12 protein-coding genes are annotated in these 13,944 nt (G+C 67.1%); 7 read left to right on the top strand and 5 right to left on the bottom strand.

Annotated features, from left to right (window positions below; genetic code table 11):
- Positions 1–42 precede the first annotated feature (42 nt).
- The 4 genes from AAFF19_RS22235 to AAFF19_RS22220 are packed head-to-tail and all read right to left on the bottom strand — an operon-like array spanning position 43 to position 2,776.
- A complete protein-coding gene (locus tag AAFF19_RS22235) occupies positions 43–810 on the bottom strand; it encodes a class II glutamine amidotransferase (protein WP_182120308.1) in 768 nt (255 codons plus the stop codon).
- A 21-nt stretch (positions 811–831) separates the two neighbouring features.
- Complete coding sequence (locus AAFF19_RS22230; protein WP_182120309.1) at positions 832–2,304, bottom strand: DHA2 family efflux MFS transporter permease subunit; 1,473 nt, start codon at positions 2,302–2,304, stop codon at positions 832–834.
- Between the two features lie 13 nt (positions 2,305–2,317).
- On the bottom strand, positions 2,318–2,530 hold the full coding sequence (locus AAFF19_RS22225; RefSeq protein WP_342721878.1) for a 4-oxalocrotonate tautomerase: 213 nt from the start codon (positions 2,528–2,530) through the stop codon (positions 2,318–2,320).
- A gap of 3 nt (positions 2,531–2,533) precedes the next feature.
- The gene (locus tag AAFF19_RS22220; protein ID WP_182120310.1) at positions 2,534–2,776 is read right to left on the bottom strand and encodes a cysteine-rich CWC family protein; all 243 of its coding nucleotides are present in this window, start codon (positions 2,774–2,776) and stop codon (positions 2,534–2,536) included.
- 553 nt (positions 2,777–3,329) lie between these two features.
- On the opposite strand from AAFF19_RS22220, the gene AAFF19_RS22215 reads away from it, so the two are divergent.
- The 6 genes from AAFF19_RS22215 (at position 3,330) to AAFF19_RS22190 (ending at position 9,451) form a co-directional block, all read left to right on the top strand.
- Positions 3,330–6,173 carry a monovalent cation/H+ antiporter subunit A gene (locus AAFF19_RS22215; RefSeq protein WP_182120311.1) on the top strand — a complete coding sequence of 948 codons (2,844 nt, stop codon included), beginning with the start codon at positions 3,330–3,332 and terminating at the stop codon, positions 6,171–6,173.
- Between the two features lie 61 nt (positions 6,174–6,234).
- A complete protein-coding gene (locus AAFF19_RS22210) occupies positions 6,235–6,621 on the top strand; it encodes a Na+/H+ antiporter subunit C (protein WP_220459084.1) in 387 nt (128 codons plus the stop codon).
- Complete coding sequence (locus AAFF19_RS22205; RefSeq protein ID WP_182120313.1) at positions 6,621–8,255, top strand: monovalent cation/H+ antiporter subunit D; 1,635 nt, start codon at positions 6,621–6,623, stop codon at positions 8,253–8,255. The genes AAFF19_RS22210 and AAFF19_RS22205 overlap by 1 nt, the downstream gene beginning before the upstream one ends.
- A complete protein-coding gene (locus AAFF19_RS22200; protein WP_182120314.1) occupies positions 8,252–8,827 on the top strand; it encodes a Na+/H+ antiporter subunit E in 576 nt (191 codons plus the stop codon). Before AAFF19_RS22205 ends, AAFF19_RS22200 begins: the two co-directional genes overlap by 4 nt.
- Entirely contained in the window at positions 8,824–9,099 is a 276-nt protein-coding gene (locus AAFF19_RS22195) for a K+/H+ antiporter subunit F (RefSeq protein ID WP_111866376.1), read from the top strand. Before AAFF19_RS22200 ends, AAFF19_RS22195 begins: the two co-directional genes overlap by 4 nt.
- A gap of 10 nt (positions 9,100–9,109) precedes the next feature.
- Positions 9,110–9,451, top strand: coding sequence for a Na+/H+ antiporter subunit G (locus AAFF19_RS22190; protein WP_024813274.1), 342 nt, complete (start codon positions 9,110–9,112; stop codon positions 9,449–9,451).
- A gap of 115 nt (positions 9,452–9,566) precedes the next feature.
- On the opposite strand, the gene AAFF19_RS22185 is transcribed toward AAFF19_RS22190, so the two are convergent.
- On the bottom strand, positions 9,567–11,768 hold the full coding sequence (locus AAFF19_RS22185; RefSeq protein WP_182120315.1) for a malate synthase G: 2,202 nt from the start codon (positions 11,766–11,768) through the stop codon (positions 9,567–9,569).
- 221 nt (positions 11,769–11,989) lie between these two features.
- Between AAFF19_RS22185 and AAFF19_RS22180 the strand changes: the two genes are divergently transcribed.
- Positions 11,990–13,915 (top strand): acyl CoA:acetate/3-ketoacid CoA transferase, encoded by a 1,926-nt coding sequence (locus AAFF19_RS22180; RefSeq protein ID WP_182120316.1) that lies wholly within the window; start codon positions 11,990–11,992, stop codon positions 13,913–13,915.
- Positions 13,916–13,944 lie beyond the last annotated feature (29 nt).

The following is a 13,944-nucleotide window of genomic DNA, read 5'->3' as shown; positions in this document are numbered from 1 at the left end:
ATGGAAAAGACCTGACCTAATCACCCTGGCGGAGACGGGTGCTCAGGTGGTCAAACGCCGGCCGTCTGCGAACACCACAAGTTCACCGTGGGCGAAGGCTGTCCACACCTCATTCGTTGTGAGTGGGCTTGTAGCGATGACTACGACTTCATCCGTCTCTTGGGTCTCCTGGGAAAAATCCAGTGAAAGATCCTCATCGCTCAAATGCACATGTCCAAACGGGTGGCGGCGTTCGACGTAATACAGGTGGGTGGAGGCATGGGCCCACAGCGCCTGGCCGTTGGATAGCAAAAAGTTGAAGGTGCCGTACGGCGCAATGCGCGCGGCCAGGTCGCGCAGCGTGATCGTCAGCTCGGCAATGCTGGGCACACCGGCGTGGGACTTGGCCAGCTCTTGCATGATCCAGCAGAAGGCGTGCTCGCTGTCGGTGGTGCCCACGGGCCTGAAGTGGCTGTGCAGCCGGGGGCGAAAGTCTTTCAGGTCGCCGTTGTGCGCAAACACCCAGTAGCGGCCCCACAGCTCGCGCACAAACGGGTGGCAGTTCTGCAGCCCGACCACGCCTTGCGTGGCCTTGCGGATGTGCGATATGACATTGCAGCTTTTGATGGGGTAGCGGCGGATGAGCTCGGCAATGGGCGAGTCCACGGCGCGCTCGTGGTCCACAAAGTGGCGCACGCCCTTGTCTTCAAAGAAGGCAATGCCCCAGCCGTCGCAATGGTCGCCCGTGTGGCCCGCGCGCTGGGCAAAGCCCGTGAAGCTGAAGGTCACGTCGGTGGGGGTGTTGCAATTCATTCCGAGCAGTTGGCACATGGTTGCACTCTCGTATCCAGTTCAGGCCGCAGGGGCGGAAGGGGCGCGCGGCGCGTCGCGCAACTGCCAGGCGGCGACCAGCGCCAGCACACACAGCGCCGCCAGCATGAGGAACGACTCGCTGAACGCCGCGATGCGCGCCGGGCTGCTGCCACTGCTGGCCAGCGACACGCCGTGCGCCGCCAGGCGCCATTCGAGCACGATGCCGCACAGGCTGACACCGGCCGCGCCCCCCAGCATGCGCAGGAAGCCGATGGTGCTGGAGCCCTGGGAGATGAGCGATTTGTCCAGCGGCCGCATGGCGCCCAGGTTGAGCGAAGGCAGGATGAAACCCAGCCCGATGCGGCCCAGGATGGCAAAGACCACCAGCCACCACAGGGGCGACTCCAGCCCGATCAGCACCATGAGCGCAAACGACAGCGCCAGCAGAAACAGCCCGATGCTCACCAGCAGGTGGGTGGGCTGGCGGTCGGCAAGGCGGCCCACCAGGGGGATGGTGAGCGCCAGCACCGCGCCCGCAGGCAGCAAAATGGTGCCCACATGCGAGGCCGACAGTTGCAGCCCCATCTGCATGAACACCGGCAGCAGGTAGGTGGAGCCAAACAGCGCCGTGCCATAGATAAACGCCACGATGCTGCCCATGGCAAACGTACGGTAGCGAAACAGGCCCAGCTCCATCAGCGGCGAACGCCCCTGGCGCGACAGGCAGCGCTGCCAGCCGACAAACAGCAGCGCACACAGGGCCGCCAGCACCAGAAGCACAAGGGCCTGCAGCAGCGGGCCGCTGCGCAATTCGACCAGGCCGTTGAGCAGGCACAGCGTGCCGGCGCCGCCCAGCAGCAGCCCACGCCAGTCCAGCGACTGGCTCTGCCGGTTGGCCGCCAGGCCGCCCGGCGCGGTGTTGGGCACGAGCTTGTAGGCCAGCCACAGCGAGACGACGCACAGCGGCACCACCATGAAGAAGATGGAGCGCCAGCCAAACCAGTCCACCAGCAGGCCGCCAATGCTGGGGCCCAGCGCGGGAGCCAGCACCACACCCATGCCAAAAATGCCGCTGGCACGCCCCTGCTCGTGCGGTTGGAAGGCATACAGGATGATGATGGCCGGAATGGGCTGCACGATGCCTGCGGCCAGCCCCTCGGCCACGCGCGCGGCCAGCACCAGGCCGTAGTGGTTGGACAGCCCGCCCACCATGCCACCCACAAGCAGCAGCAGCATCGAGCCCGCATAAGTGGCGCGGTAGCCGTAGCGCGACAGCAGCCAGGGCGTGGTGAGCATGGACACCGTCATGGCCACCATGAAGCCCGAGGCCACCCACTGCGCGCGCTCCTGGCCCAGCGCAAAGTGCTGGCTCATGTCGGGAATGGCGACGTTGACCACGGTCGATGACATGACCGACGCCATGGTGCCCACCATCACGGCCAGCAGCACCAGCCAGCGGTAGCGTTCGCCATACCGGGCGCGCAGCGCCTGCAGGGATCCGGAACCGCTCATGCAGCGGCGGGGTTCAGGAACGCTCGGACCACAGGCGCCCGCCGGTGGCCCAGTTCTCGCGTTTCACGTCGGTGATCAGGATGTCCACCATCTCGGGCGTTCCGCCCAGCACCTCGACCGAGACGCGGGTGATTTCCTCGACAAGTTTCTTCTTCTGTTCGACCGTGCGGCCTTCGATCATTTCAATGTGGTAAGTCGGCATGGGGGTGCTCCGGGGGCAAAAAATCGATCATAAAGGCGCGGGGTGTTGCGCTGGCGCCGCCACCGGCACCGGATCGGACTCGCGGGCACAGACGGGGCAGATGCAGCGCTGGCCGCGCTCCTGCGCGGGCAGACGGGCCAGCGCCGCCCGGGACACCGGGACCTGCATGCACCAGCAGCCCTGCGGGTCGGCGCCCGAGGCCATGGCGCACTGGTTGGACTGGCCGCAGGCGGGGCAGGCGCCGGGGGGAGAAGAAGGCGAGGCGTTCATGACAAAGAGGGGCTGCGCGGGCCTGGAGTGTAGGCCAAGGCCCGGCGCAACGGCGCCCGAAGGCGCTGTTGATTTTTAGATGGAAACAGGCTCCAAGGCTTACCCATAAAGCGCAAACAGCTATTTAATCAATAGCGAATGATGAAGCCCCTCTCATCACCCCGGCGGCGGCAGTGCGCAGACCGCGCGGGCCGGTGCCAATGGATGGAGGCACTCCCTGCAGGGGGATGGAATACCGCAGCAAACGCCTGACTGCAGCCTGTCGTGCAGGGAATTCCCCAGCGGTTGGACTGTTTTTTGTGCCCGATCAGCGGCGCGGCGGCGGTACAGTCACCGGTCACGTCGTTGAAGTGCGTCCTGTCCGTCCTCCCGCGTCCAGCCGCGGCACGATCGGCACCGGCGCAATCGCCCGGCAACGCCCAGGCGCAACGATCACCGGACAGTCAACCCGCCAGCGCACGCAGGTGAGCACCGCCTGCGGCGGCGAAGGGGGCGTGCGCACCAACACACCCGGCATGCAAAGCCATGGGCAAAGATAGTCAAAGGGAGAGCCGTGCTGTTACTCATCGTTTTACTTCCGCTTTTCCTGGGCACGGCCGCCACGTTCTGGCTGGGTCCGCGATCGCGCGGGCTGACCGCACTGGCAGCGGGGGCCGTGACGGCGGCCAGCCTGGGCCTGCTGCTGGGCCACGCGCCTGCGGTGATGGCGGGCGAGGTCATCCTGAACGCCTGGGACTGGGTGCCCGAGATCGGCCTGAACCTCACCTTCCGGCTCGACGGCCTGTCGATGATGTTCGCCGGGCTGATCCTGTTCATCGGTCTGATGATCGTCATCTACGCGCACTACTACCTGAGCGCCAAGGACTCGGCGGGCAAGTTCTACAGCGAGATGATGCTGTTCATGGCCGCCATGCTGGGCGTGGTGCTGTCAGACAACCTGTTGCTGCTGGTGGTGTTCTGGGAGTTGACCAGCCTGTCGTCCTTCCTGCTGGTGGGTTACTGGAGCCACCGGCAGGATGCCCGCGCCGGTGCCCGCCAGGCACTGGCCGTGACCGGCGGCGGCGGCCTGGCCATGCTGGGCGGCTTTGTGCTGCTGGGCCAGATCGCAGGCACCTACGAACTCAGCGCCATGCTGGGCAAGGTGGCCGCCATCCAGGCCGACCCGCTGTTTCTACCCGCGTTGTTGCTGATCCTGATCGGCGCCTTCACCAAGAGCGCGCAGTTTCCGTTCCATTTCTGGCTGCCCGACGCCATGGCCGCCCCCACGCCAGTGTCGGCCTATCTGCACTCGGCCACGATGGTGAAGGCCGGCGTTTTCCTGCTCATGCGCATGTACCCGGTGCTGGCGGGCTCGGGCTGGTTCGAGGCGATCGTGACCACCGTGGGCCTGATCACGGTGCTGTTTGCGGCCTTCATTGCCATCTTCAAGCACGACCTCAAGGGGCTGCTGGCGTACTCCACCGTGAGCCACCTGGGCCTCATCACCTTTCTGGTGGGGCTGGGCTCGCCGCTGGCGGCCGTGGCGGCGGTGTTCCACGTGCTGAACCACGCCACGTTCAAGGCCTCGCTGTTCATGATCGCCGGGATCGTGGACCACGAAACCCACAGCCGCGACATGCGCAAGCTGGGCGGCCTGTGGGCGCTGATGCCCTGGACGGCCACCCTGTCCATGGTGGCGGCGGCGTCCATGGCCGGTGTGCCGCTGACCAACGGCTTTTTGTCCAAAGAGATGTTCTTCACCGAAGCGGTGGCGGGCACCACCGGTGTGTGGGCCTGGCTGGTGCCTGCGGCGGTGACGCTGGCCGGCATTTGCAGCGTGGCGTATTCGCTGCGCTTTGTGCACGACACGTATTTCAACGGGCCGCTGGGCGATGTGCCCAACACCCACCCGCACGAACCCCCGCTGGGCATGAAGCTGCCCGCCATGCTGCTGGTGGCGATGTGCATCGCGGTCGGCCTGTTGCCCGCCATTACCTTCGGCCCGCTGGTGGACGTGGCGGCCACGGCACTGGCCGGCAAGCCGCTACCCGGGTACCACCTGGCCATCTGGCACGGCTTCAACCTGCCGTTGCTCATGAGCGCCATCGCGCTGGTGGCGGGGGTGGGTCTGTACCTGCTGCTGGCGGCCCACAAGCGGCTGCACCGCATCGAGTCCGAAGCCTGGTTTGGCCGTGCCACCGGGCGCCAGATTTTCGACCGCCTGATCGACGGCCTGTTTGGCCTGGCGGGGCGCATCTCGGAGCGGCTGGAGAGCGGCTCGCTGCAGCATTACCTGGCCTGGACGCTGGGCGCCGCCATTGCCGTGGTGGCGGTGACCGTGCTGGGCAGCGGCAGCCCCATGGGTACCGGGCCGCGCGAGTTGCTGCCCGCGTCGCCGCTGGCCATTGCCATCTGGCTGCTGCTGGGGGCCACCACGGTGGCGCTGGCGGTGGCGCACCACCAGCGGTTCCAGTCGGTGGTGCTGGTGGGCGTGGTGGGGCTTGTCACGTCGCTGACCTTTGTCAGCCTGTCGGCACCCGACCTGGCGCTGACCCAGTTGTCGGTGGAGGTGGTGTCCACCGTGCTGCTGCTCATGGGCCTGGCCTTGCTGCCCCAGCACTCGCCGCGCGAGTCGGGCGGCCTGCGCCGCATGCGCGACGGCGCACTGGCGCTGGCCGGGGGTGCGGGCATGTCGTGGCTGGCCTGGGTGCTGCTCACCCGCGACCATGATTCCATCTCCTGGTACTTCCTGGACAAGTCCATGCCGGTGGGCGGCGGCACCAATGTGGTCAACGTGATCCTGGTGGACTTCCGCGGCTACGACACGTTTGGTGAAATCACCGTGCTGGGCATTGCCGCCATCGGCGTGCTGGCGCTCATGGAAGGCATGCGCACGCGCCGCTCCACGGCCGACACCGAGGGCCGACGCTGGACTTTTGCCGAGCAGCCCCTGTTGCTGCGCGTGGCAGCGGCGGTGGTGTTGCCGGTGGCGCTGGTGTTCACGCTCTACATCTTCATGCGCGGCCACAACCTGCCGGGCGGCGGCTTCATTGCCGGCCTGATCACGGCCGTGGCGCTGGTGCTGCAGTTCATGTCGATGGGACAGGTCAAGGCCGAATTGCTGCTGCGCGGCCAGGGCGGGCGCCGCTTCGTGAAATGGATTGGTGCCGGTCTGGGCATTGCCGGACTCACCGGCGTGGGCGCTTTCGTGTTCGGCCGCCCCTTCCTGACCAGCGCCCATGGCCACCCCCATGTGCCTGTGCTGGGCGAGCTGCCGCTGGCGTCTGCGGCGCTGTTTGACCTGGGCGTCTACCTTGTGGTGGTGGGCGCCACGCTGCTGACCATCTCGGTGCTGGGCACCGTGAGCCGCGAGAGCCCGCAACCCGCCGCCCCGCGGCCACCGGAGCCTGCCGCATGAACGCCGCAGGCCCCCGTCACCCCTCGCCCGCCGTGCGACACACCAAGGAACCCACATGAGCATGGAATTTTTGCTGGCCACCGGCATCGGCTTTGTCACCGCCTGCGCCATTTACCTGATGCTGCGCGGGCGCACCTTTCCCGTGGTGCTGGGCCTGTCGCTGCTGGGCTATGCGGTGAACGTTTTCATTTTTGCCATGGGCCGCCTGTGGTCCAACGCCCAGCCCATCCTGGTGGGTGATGGCCCCGTGGCCGACCCCTTGCCCCAGGCGCTGGTGCTGACCGCCATCGTGATCGGCTTTGCCACCACCGGCTTTGTGATCGAGCTGGCCCTGCGCAGCCGCCATGAGAGCGGCAGCGACCACGTGGACGGGCACGAGCCCGGCCACGCCCCGGGTTACCGCAGCGCCGCCACGGCGCCCGCGGGCAAGAGTGGAGGTCAGGCCTGATGTGGGATGTGATCTCAACTTTCTGGCTGCAGCACGCCCCGGTGCTGTCGGTGCTGTTGCCGGTGTTCACGGCCGTGGGCCTGTTGCTGATCGGTGATTCGGCCAGCTCCGGCGGCACCGGTGCGGACGGCCGCCAGCGCTGGGGCGCACGGCTGTCCATGGCGTCGGTGTTGCTGGGCCTGTTCATGGCCGTTCAGCTGGTGCACCACGCCAGCGGCGGCGATCTGCTGGTGTACCAGCTGGGTGAATGGCCCGCGCCGTTTGGCATCGTGCTGGTGCTCGACCGCCTGTCGGCCCTCATGGTGCTGCTGACCTACCTGGTGGCGGTGCCGGTGCTCTGGTATGCCACCGGCGGCTGGGACACCCGGGGCCGCCACTTTCATGCCCTGTTCCAGTTCCAGCTGATGGGCCTGTGCGGCGCCTTCCTCACCGGCGACCTGTTCAACCTGTTCGTGTTCTTCGAGGTGCTGCTGATCGCCTCTTACGTGCTGCTGGTGCACGGCCAGGGCCGCGAGCGGTTCCGCATGGGCGTGCACTATGTGGTGCTCAACCTCGCGGCCTCGGGGCTGTTCCTGATCGGGCTGGCGCTGGTGTACGCCGTCACCGGTACGCTCAACATGACCGACGTGGCCCTGCGCGTGGGCCAGCTCACGGGCGACAGCGCCGTGCTGGCGCGGGCAGCGGCGCTGGTGCTGCTGGTGGTGTTTGGCCTGAAGGCGGCGCTGGTGCCGCTGTACTTCTGGCTGCCGGGCACCTACGCGTCGGCCAGTGCACCGGTGGCCGCGCTGTTTGCCATCATGACCAAGGTGGGCGTGTACAGCATCATCCGCGTGCACTGGGGCATTTTTGGCGCCGAGGCCGGTGAGGCCGCCTTTGCGGCCCAGGCCTGGCTGCTGCCGCTGGCCCTGGCCACCAGCGTGCTCGGCGTGCTGGGTGCGCTGGCCGCGCACAGCATGGGCCGGCTAGTGGCCTACCTCACCGTCTCGTCGGTGGGCACCATTCTGGCGGGCGTGGGGCTGTACTCCCCGGCCACCCTGTCGGCTTCGCTGTATTACACCCTGCACAGCACGGTGGTGATTGCGGGCCTGTTCCTGCTGGTCGAGCTGATGGCCGCCCAGCGCGGTGATGCACTGGACAAGCTGCGGCCTGCTGCGGCGGTGCGCGAGCCGGTGCTGCTGGGCTTGATGATGATTTTTGGCGCGGCCTCGGCTGCGGGCCTGCCCCCCCTGCCGGGTTTTCTGGGCAAGCTGATGATTCTGGAGAGCTCGTCGGGCCTGCCCGCGCAGGTCTGGGTGTGGGCGGTGGTGCTTAGCGTGGGCTTCTTCACCATCGTGGGCCTGGCGCGCGCCGGGGTCATCGTGTTCTGGCATATCCAGCCCGACGAAGGGCAGGGCAACCCCGGCTCGGGCTCCAGCGTCAAGCTGTTGTCTGCTGTGTGGGCCTTCATGGCGCTCACGCTGGCCATGGCGGTGCTGGCGTCCCCAGTGAAGCGCTACACCGACGCCGCCACAGCGCAACTGGCCGACCAGGCCGCCTACGCCCGCGCCGTGCTGGGCATGACCGGCGCCCCCACCACCCGGCCCTACGACGGCCAACGCACACCGGCCGCGGCCCCCACCGAGGAGACCCGATGAACCCCAACACCTCGCCCCCCGCCAATCCGGCGCGCAAGCCGGGCTGGCTCAGCCATCCGCTGCTGTCCCTGCTGCTGGGAGCCAGCTGGCTCGCGCTGTCGCACAGCCTGGAGCCCGTGCACCTGCTGTCGGCGTTGCTGATTGCCCTGATCGTGCCGCGCCTGCTGCACCCGTTTCTGGGCGAACGCTCCAGCATCCACTGGGGGGCCGCCGTGCGGCTGACCTTGGTGGTGCTCAAGGACATCGTGGTGGCCAACATCACGGTGGCCCGGCTGGTGCTGGGCCCGCTGCCGCGCATGCAGCCCGCCTGGCTGCCCGTGCCGCTGGCCTGCGACCACCCGCGCGTGAATGCCTTGTTTGCCACCATCATCACCACCACGCCCGGCACGGTGTCGTGCGTGGTGGACGAGCAGCGCCATGAAATTCTGGTGCATGCCCTGACCTGCGACGACGCACAGGCCATGATCGACGACATGAAGACGCGCTACGAGGCGCCTTTGCTCCAGATTTTTCGCCAGCAGCCGCGCGCCGCAGCGCCCGGCGCTGGCGCCACCACCGGGAGGGCCGCATGAACGCACTCGACATCGCATTGAACATCGGCGTGGCCGCCGTGACGGTGGCCGTGGTGCTGTGTGCCTGGCGCCTGCTGCGCGGGCCCGAAATGACCGACCGCCTGCTGGCACTGGACACGCTCTACATGAATGCCGTGGCGCTGATCGTGCTGCTGGGCATCCGCTGGAACACCGCGCTGCTGTTCGAGGCCGCCCTGCTGGTGGCCATGCTGGGCTTTGCCTCCACCGTGGCGCTGGCACGCTACCTGAGCCGCGGCGACGTGGTGGAATAAAGGAGTACCCATGCACCCTCTGATCGAATGGACTGCCGCAGCGCTGATCGTGATCGCGGCCTTCTTCCTGCTGGTGGGCGCCATTGGCCTGGCCCGCCTGCCCGACTTTTTCATGCGCCTGCATGCACCCACCAAGGCATCCACGCTGGGTGTGGGCGGCGTGCTGCTGGCGTCCATGCTGGTGGCGTTCAGCCAGGGCCGCCCCGGCATTGCCGAGCTGCTGATCACGCTGTTTGTGTTCGTCACGGCGCCCGTGTCAGCCAACCTCATGGCCCAGGCGGCGCTGCACCTCCGGCTGGCTTCGCGCGCGCCCGTGCCCGACGACGCAGTGCCCGAGCGGCGCCAGGGCTGAGAGGCATGTCAAGAAAAACGGCACCCGAGGGTGCCGTTGGTTTTTTTATGAATGAAAACAGCCTCCAGGGCTTATCCATCAAGCGTCACAAGCTATTGGAATTAATAGCACGCAATCACGCTGCGGCCTTGAGCTTGAGGCGCCAGGCATGCAGCAGCGGCTCGGTATAGCCGCTCGGCTGCTGCAGGCCCTTGAAGACCAGGTCGCACGCGGCCTGGTAGGCCATGCTGGTGCCGAAATTTCCGGCCATGGGGCGGTACAGCGGGTCGCCGGCGTTCTGCTTGTCCACCTTGGCAGCCATGCGTTCGAAGGTTTCGCGCACTTGGGGCAAGGTCACCACGCCGTGGTGCAGCCAGTTGGCCATGTGCTGGCTGCTGATGCGCAGCGTGGCGCGGTCTTCCATCAGGCCGATGTCGTTGATGTCGGGCACCTTGGAGCAGCCCACGCCCTGGTCCACCCAGCGCACCACGTAGCCCAAAATGCCCTGGGCGTTGTTGTCCAGTTCCTGCTGCTTTTCGGCGTCGGTCCAGTTCGGGCTGGCGGCGACGGGGATGGTCAGCAGGCCGGTCAGCAGGTTGTCGCGTTCGGCGTTGGCGTCGATTTTTTCCAGTTCGATCTGGATGTCGCTCACCTTCACCTGGTGGTAGTGCAGCGCGTGCAGCGTGGCGCCGGTGGGGCTGGGCACCCAGGCGGTGTTGGCGCCGGCCTTGGGGTGGGCAATCTTCTGCTTGAGCATTTCGGCCATCAGGTCGGGCATGGCCCACATGCCCTTGCCGATCTGTGCCTTGCCGCGCAGGCCGCAGGACAGGCCCACGAGCACGTTGTTGCGCTCATAGGCCTGGATCCAGGCGCTGGTCTTCATGTCGCCCTTGCGGATCATGGGGCCGGCGTGCATGGCGGTGTGCATTTCATCGCCCGTGCGGTCCAGGAAGCCGGTGTTGATGAAGGCCACGCGGCTGCTGGCGGCGGCAATGCAGGCCTTGAGGTTGACGCTGGTGCGGCGTTCTTCGTCCATGATGCCGAGCTTGACGGTGCTGTCCGGCAAGCCCAGGAGCTTTTCGACGCGGCCGAACAGCTCGGCGGCAAAGGCCACTTCGGTCGGGCCGTGCATCTTGGGCTTGACGATGTAGACCGAGCCCTTGCGCGAGTTGCGCAGGCCGCCCGCGCCATGGCCTTGCAGGTCGTGCACGGCGATGGCGGTGGTGACCACGGCGTCCATGATGCCTTCGGGAATCTCGCGCTGCTGGCCCTGGGCATCCTTCCAGAGGATGGCCGGGTTGGTCATCAGGTGGCCCACGTTGCGCAGGAACATGAGCGAGCGGCCATGCAGGCGCACTTCGCCGCCGCTCGGTCCGACATAGACGCGGTCGGCGTTGAGGCCGCGCGTCATGGTCTTGCCGCCCTTGTCGAACGATTCGGTCAGCGTGCCCTTGATGATGCCCAGCCAGTTGCTGTAGCCCAGCAGCTTGTCTTCGGCATCCACGGCGGCCACGGAGTCTTCGAGGTCGAGGATGGTGGAGAGCGCGGCTTCGAGCACCACGTCGCTCACGCCGGCGGCGTCAGACTGGCCGATGGGCGTGGCGCGGTTGATCTGGATATCGAGGTGCAGACCGTTGTGCTGCAGCAGCACGGACGAGGGCGCGGCGGCATCACCCTGGTAGCCCTTGAACTGGCTGGCGTCCTTCAGGCCGGTGCTGCCACTGGCGAGCTGCACCACGAGTTGGCCGCCTTCGACGCGGTAGCCGGTGGCATCCTTGTGCGAGCCGCTGGCCAGGGGGGCGGACTGGTCGAGCACGTCGCGGGCGAAAGCGATCACCTTGGCACCGCGCGCCGGGTTGTAGCCCTTGCCCTTCTCGGCGCCATCGGTCTCGGGGATGGCGTCGGTGCCATACAGGGCGTCGTACAAAGAGCCCCAGCGGGCGTTGGCGGCATTCAGGGCGTAGCGGGCGTTGAGGATGGGCACCACGAGTTGCGGGCCGGCCTGCGTGGCCAGCTCGTCGTCCACGTTGGCCGTGGTGGTCTGCACGTTGGCGGGCTGGGGCACCAGGTAACCGATCTTTTCGAGGAAGCCGCGGTAGGCCACCATGTCTTTGATGGGGCCGGGGTTGGCCTTGTGCCAGGTGTCCAGCTCGGTCTGCAGGCGGTCGCGCTCGGCCAGCAGGGCGATGTTGCGCGGGGCCAGGTCGGACACGATGGCGTCGAAGCCTTTCCAGAACGTGGCGCCGTCGATGCCGGTGCCGGGCAGCACCTTGTCTTCGACAAAGCGGTACAGGGAGGTGGCCACTTGCAGGCCGTGGACTTGGGTGCGTTCGGTCATGGGGTGCCTTGAGAAAGTTATGGAAACGTAAAAACCGGGAACTGCGCTAGCAGGCCATGGGCACACTGTATTGCAAATGTTTGCCCACATAAATACGCTGAAAATCTCTAAACCAGTGACTTTTACGCAAAACTGAGGGCGGTCCGTAGTCACCCTGAATGGTGCTTTGGCCCGTAACCCACTACGCTGCGCGCACAACAAACCCACCGGGAGACAAACCCATGCAGGCACCCCTGGACGCCAGCGCGCTCAACGCGGCCCACAAGAACAAGATCGTGAGCGCCGCCGATGCGGTGCAGCTCATCCACGACGGCGACACCGTGGCCACGGGCGGCTTTGTGGGCATCGGCTTTGCCGAGAGCATTGCGGTGGCGCTGGCCCGGCGCTGGGAGTCCACGCAAACCCCGCGCGATCTCACACTGGTCTACGCCGCAGGGCAGGGCGATGGCAAGCAGCGCGGCCTCAACCACCTGGGCCATGCAGGCCTGCTCAAGCGCGTGATCGGCGGGCACTGGAGCCTGGTGCCCCGCATCCAGAAGCTCGCGGTGGACAACCAGATCGAGGCCTGGAACCTGCCGCAGGGCGTGATCACGCACCTGTTTCGCGACATCGCTGCCGGCAAGCCCGGAACGCTCACGCGTGTGGGCCTCGATACCTTCGTGGACCCGCGCCACGGCGGCGGCAAGCTCAACGCGCGCACCACCGAAGACCTGGTGCGCGTGCTGCCCATCGACGGGCAGGACTACCTGTTCTACAAGGCCTTCCCGATCCATGTGGGCATCATCCGCGCCACCACGGCCGACGCGGACGGCAACCTCACCATGGAGCGCGAGGCGCTCACGCTCGAAGCGCTGGCCATCGCCATGGCCGCGCGCAACTCGGGTGGCGTGGTCATTGCGCAGGTCGAGCGCATTGCCGAGCGCGGCACGCTCAACCCCCGGCAGGTGAAGGTGCCCGGCGTGCTGGTGGACGCCGTGGTGCTGGCCACCGAGCCCGCGCACCACCATCAGACCTTTGCCGAGCCCTACAGCGCTGCGTTTGCGGGCGAGCTGCGCGTGCCCGTGGACACCCTGGAGGTCATGCCGCTGACCGAGCGCAAGATCATCGCCCGCCGCGCAGCGCTGGAGCTGCGTCCGCACCAGGTGGTCAACCTCGGCATCGGCATGCCCGAGGGCGTGGCCAATGTGGCGGCCGAGGAGCGCATCATCGACCTCGTCACACTCACGGCCGAGCCCGGCGTGATCGGCGGTATTCCGGCGGGCGGCCTGAACTTCGGCGCGGCGGTGAACCCGCAGGCCATCATCGACCAGCCCAACCAGTTCGACTTCTACGACGGCGGTGGCCTGGACATCGCGATCCTGGGCCTGGCGCAGGCCGACCAGCATGGCAACCTCAACGTGAGCAAGTTCGGCCCGCGCCTGGCGGGTGCGGGCGGCTTCATCAACATCAGCCAGAACGCCAAGACCGTGGTGTTCGTCGGCACCTTCACGGCGGGCGCGCTGCAGGTCGAGGCGGTGGACGGCCACCTGCACATCCTGCACGAAGGCGGCGCGCGCAAGCTGGTGCGCGAGGTCGAGCACCGCACCTTCAGCGGCGCCGAGGCGCTCAAGCGCGGCCAGCGTGTGCTGTATGTGACGGAGCGCTGCGTGTTCCGCCTCGTGCCCTCGGGCGAGGCGGATGGCGGCGGTGCGCTGGAGCTGATCGAGCTGGCGCCCGGCATCGACCTGCAGCGCGACGTGCTGGCCCACATGTCGTTCACGCCGCGCATCAGCCCCGGCCTGCAGACCATGGACATGCGCTTGTTCGAGCCTGGCCCGCTGGGCCTGCGCGAGCAGCTGCTCAACCGCCCGCTGGTGCAGCGCTTCGAGCTCGATGCCGCACGCAAGCTGCTGCACATCGACTTCTCGGGCCTGCAGATCAATGCTGGCGCCACCATCGACGCCATTGAACACGAGGTGCGCCGCCTGCTCGCCCCGGTCGCCGCCCAAGGCGAGCGGGTGGGCGTGATCGTGAATTACGACCACTTCACCATCGCCCCCGACCTGGCCGACGCCTACACCGCCATGGTGCAGGGCCTCACGCACGACCTCTACACCGAGGTCAAGCGCTATGGCACCGTGGGGTTCCTCAAGTCGCGTCTGGCGTAAATGCTATGTAAATAATAGCTGTTTGCGCT

The organism is Acidovorax sp. FHTAMBA, from assembly GCF_038958875.1.
Classification (GTDB): domain Bacteria; phylum Pseudomonadota; class Gammaproteobacteria; order Burkholderiales; family Burkholderiaceae_C; genus Acidovorax.
The sequence above is the reverse complement of the archived record's forward strand: the minus strand, read 5'-3'. Positions and strand labels throughout refer to the sequence as shown.

What these genes read in the sequence shown, in the direction of transcription:
- AAFF19_RS22235 (WP_182120308.1), bottom strand. Translation starts at nt 810, where the DNA reads ATGTGCCAACTGCTCGGAATGAATTGCAACACCCCCACCGACGTGACC.
- AAFF19_RS22230 (WP_182120309.1), bottom strand. Translation starts at nt 2,304, where the DNA reads ATGAGCGGTTCCGGATCCCTGCAGGCGCTGCGCGCCCGGTATGGCGAA.
- AAFF19_RS22220 (WP_182120310.1), bottom strand. Translation starts at nt 2,776, where the DNA reads ATGAACGCCTCGCCTTCTTCTCCCCCCGGCGCCTGCCCCGCCTGCGGC.
- AAFF19_RS22210 (WP_220459084.1), top strand. Translation starts at nt 6,235, where the DNA reads ATGGAATTTTTGCTGGCCACCGGCATCGGCTTTGTCACCGCCTGCGCC.
- AAFF19_RS22205 (WP_182120313.1), top strand. Translation starts at nt 6,621, where the DNA reads ATGTGGGATGTGATCTCAACTTTCTGGCTGCAGCACGCCCCGGTGCTG.
- AAFF19_RS22200 (WP_182120314.1), top strand. Translation starts at nt 8,252, where the DNA reads ATGAACCCCAACACCTCGCCCCCCGCCAATCCGGCGCGCAAGCCGGGC.
- AAFF19_RS22195 (WP_111866376.1), top strand. Translation starts at nt 8,824, where the DNA reads ATGAACGCACTCGACATCGCATTGAACATCGGCGTGGCCGCCGTGACG.
- AAFF19_RS22190 (WP_024813274.1), top strand. Translation starts at nt 9,110, where the DNA reads ATGCACCCTCTGATCGAATGGACTGCCGCAGCGCTGATCGTGATCGCG.
- AAFF19_RS22185 (WP_182120315.1), bottom strand. Translation starts at nt 11,768, where the DNA reads ATGACCGAACGCACCCAAGTCCACGGCCTGCAAGTGGCCACCTCCCTG.
- AAFF19_RS22180 (WP_182120316.1), top strand. Translation starts at nt 11,990, where the DNA reads ATGCAGGCACCCCTGGACGCCAGCGCGCTCAACGCGGCCCACAAGAAC.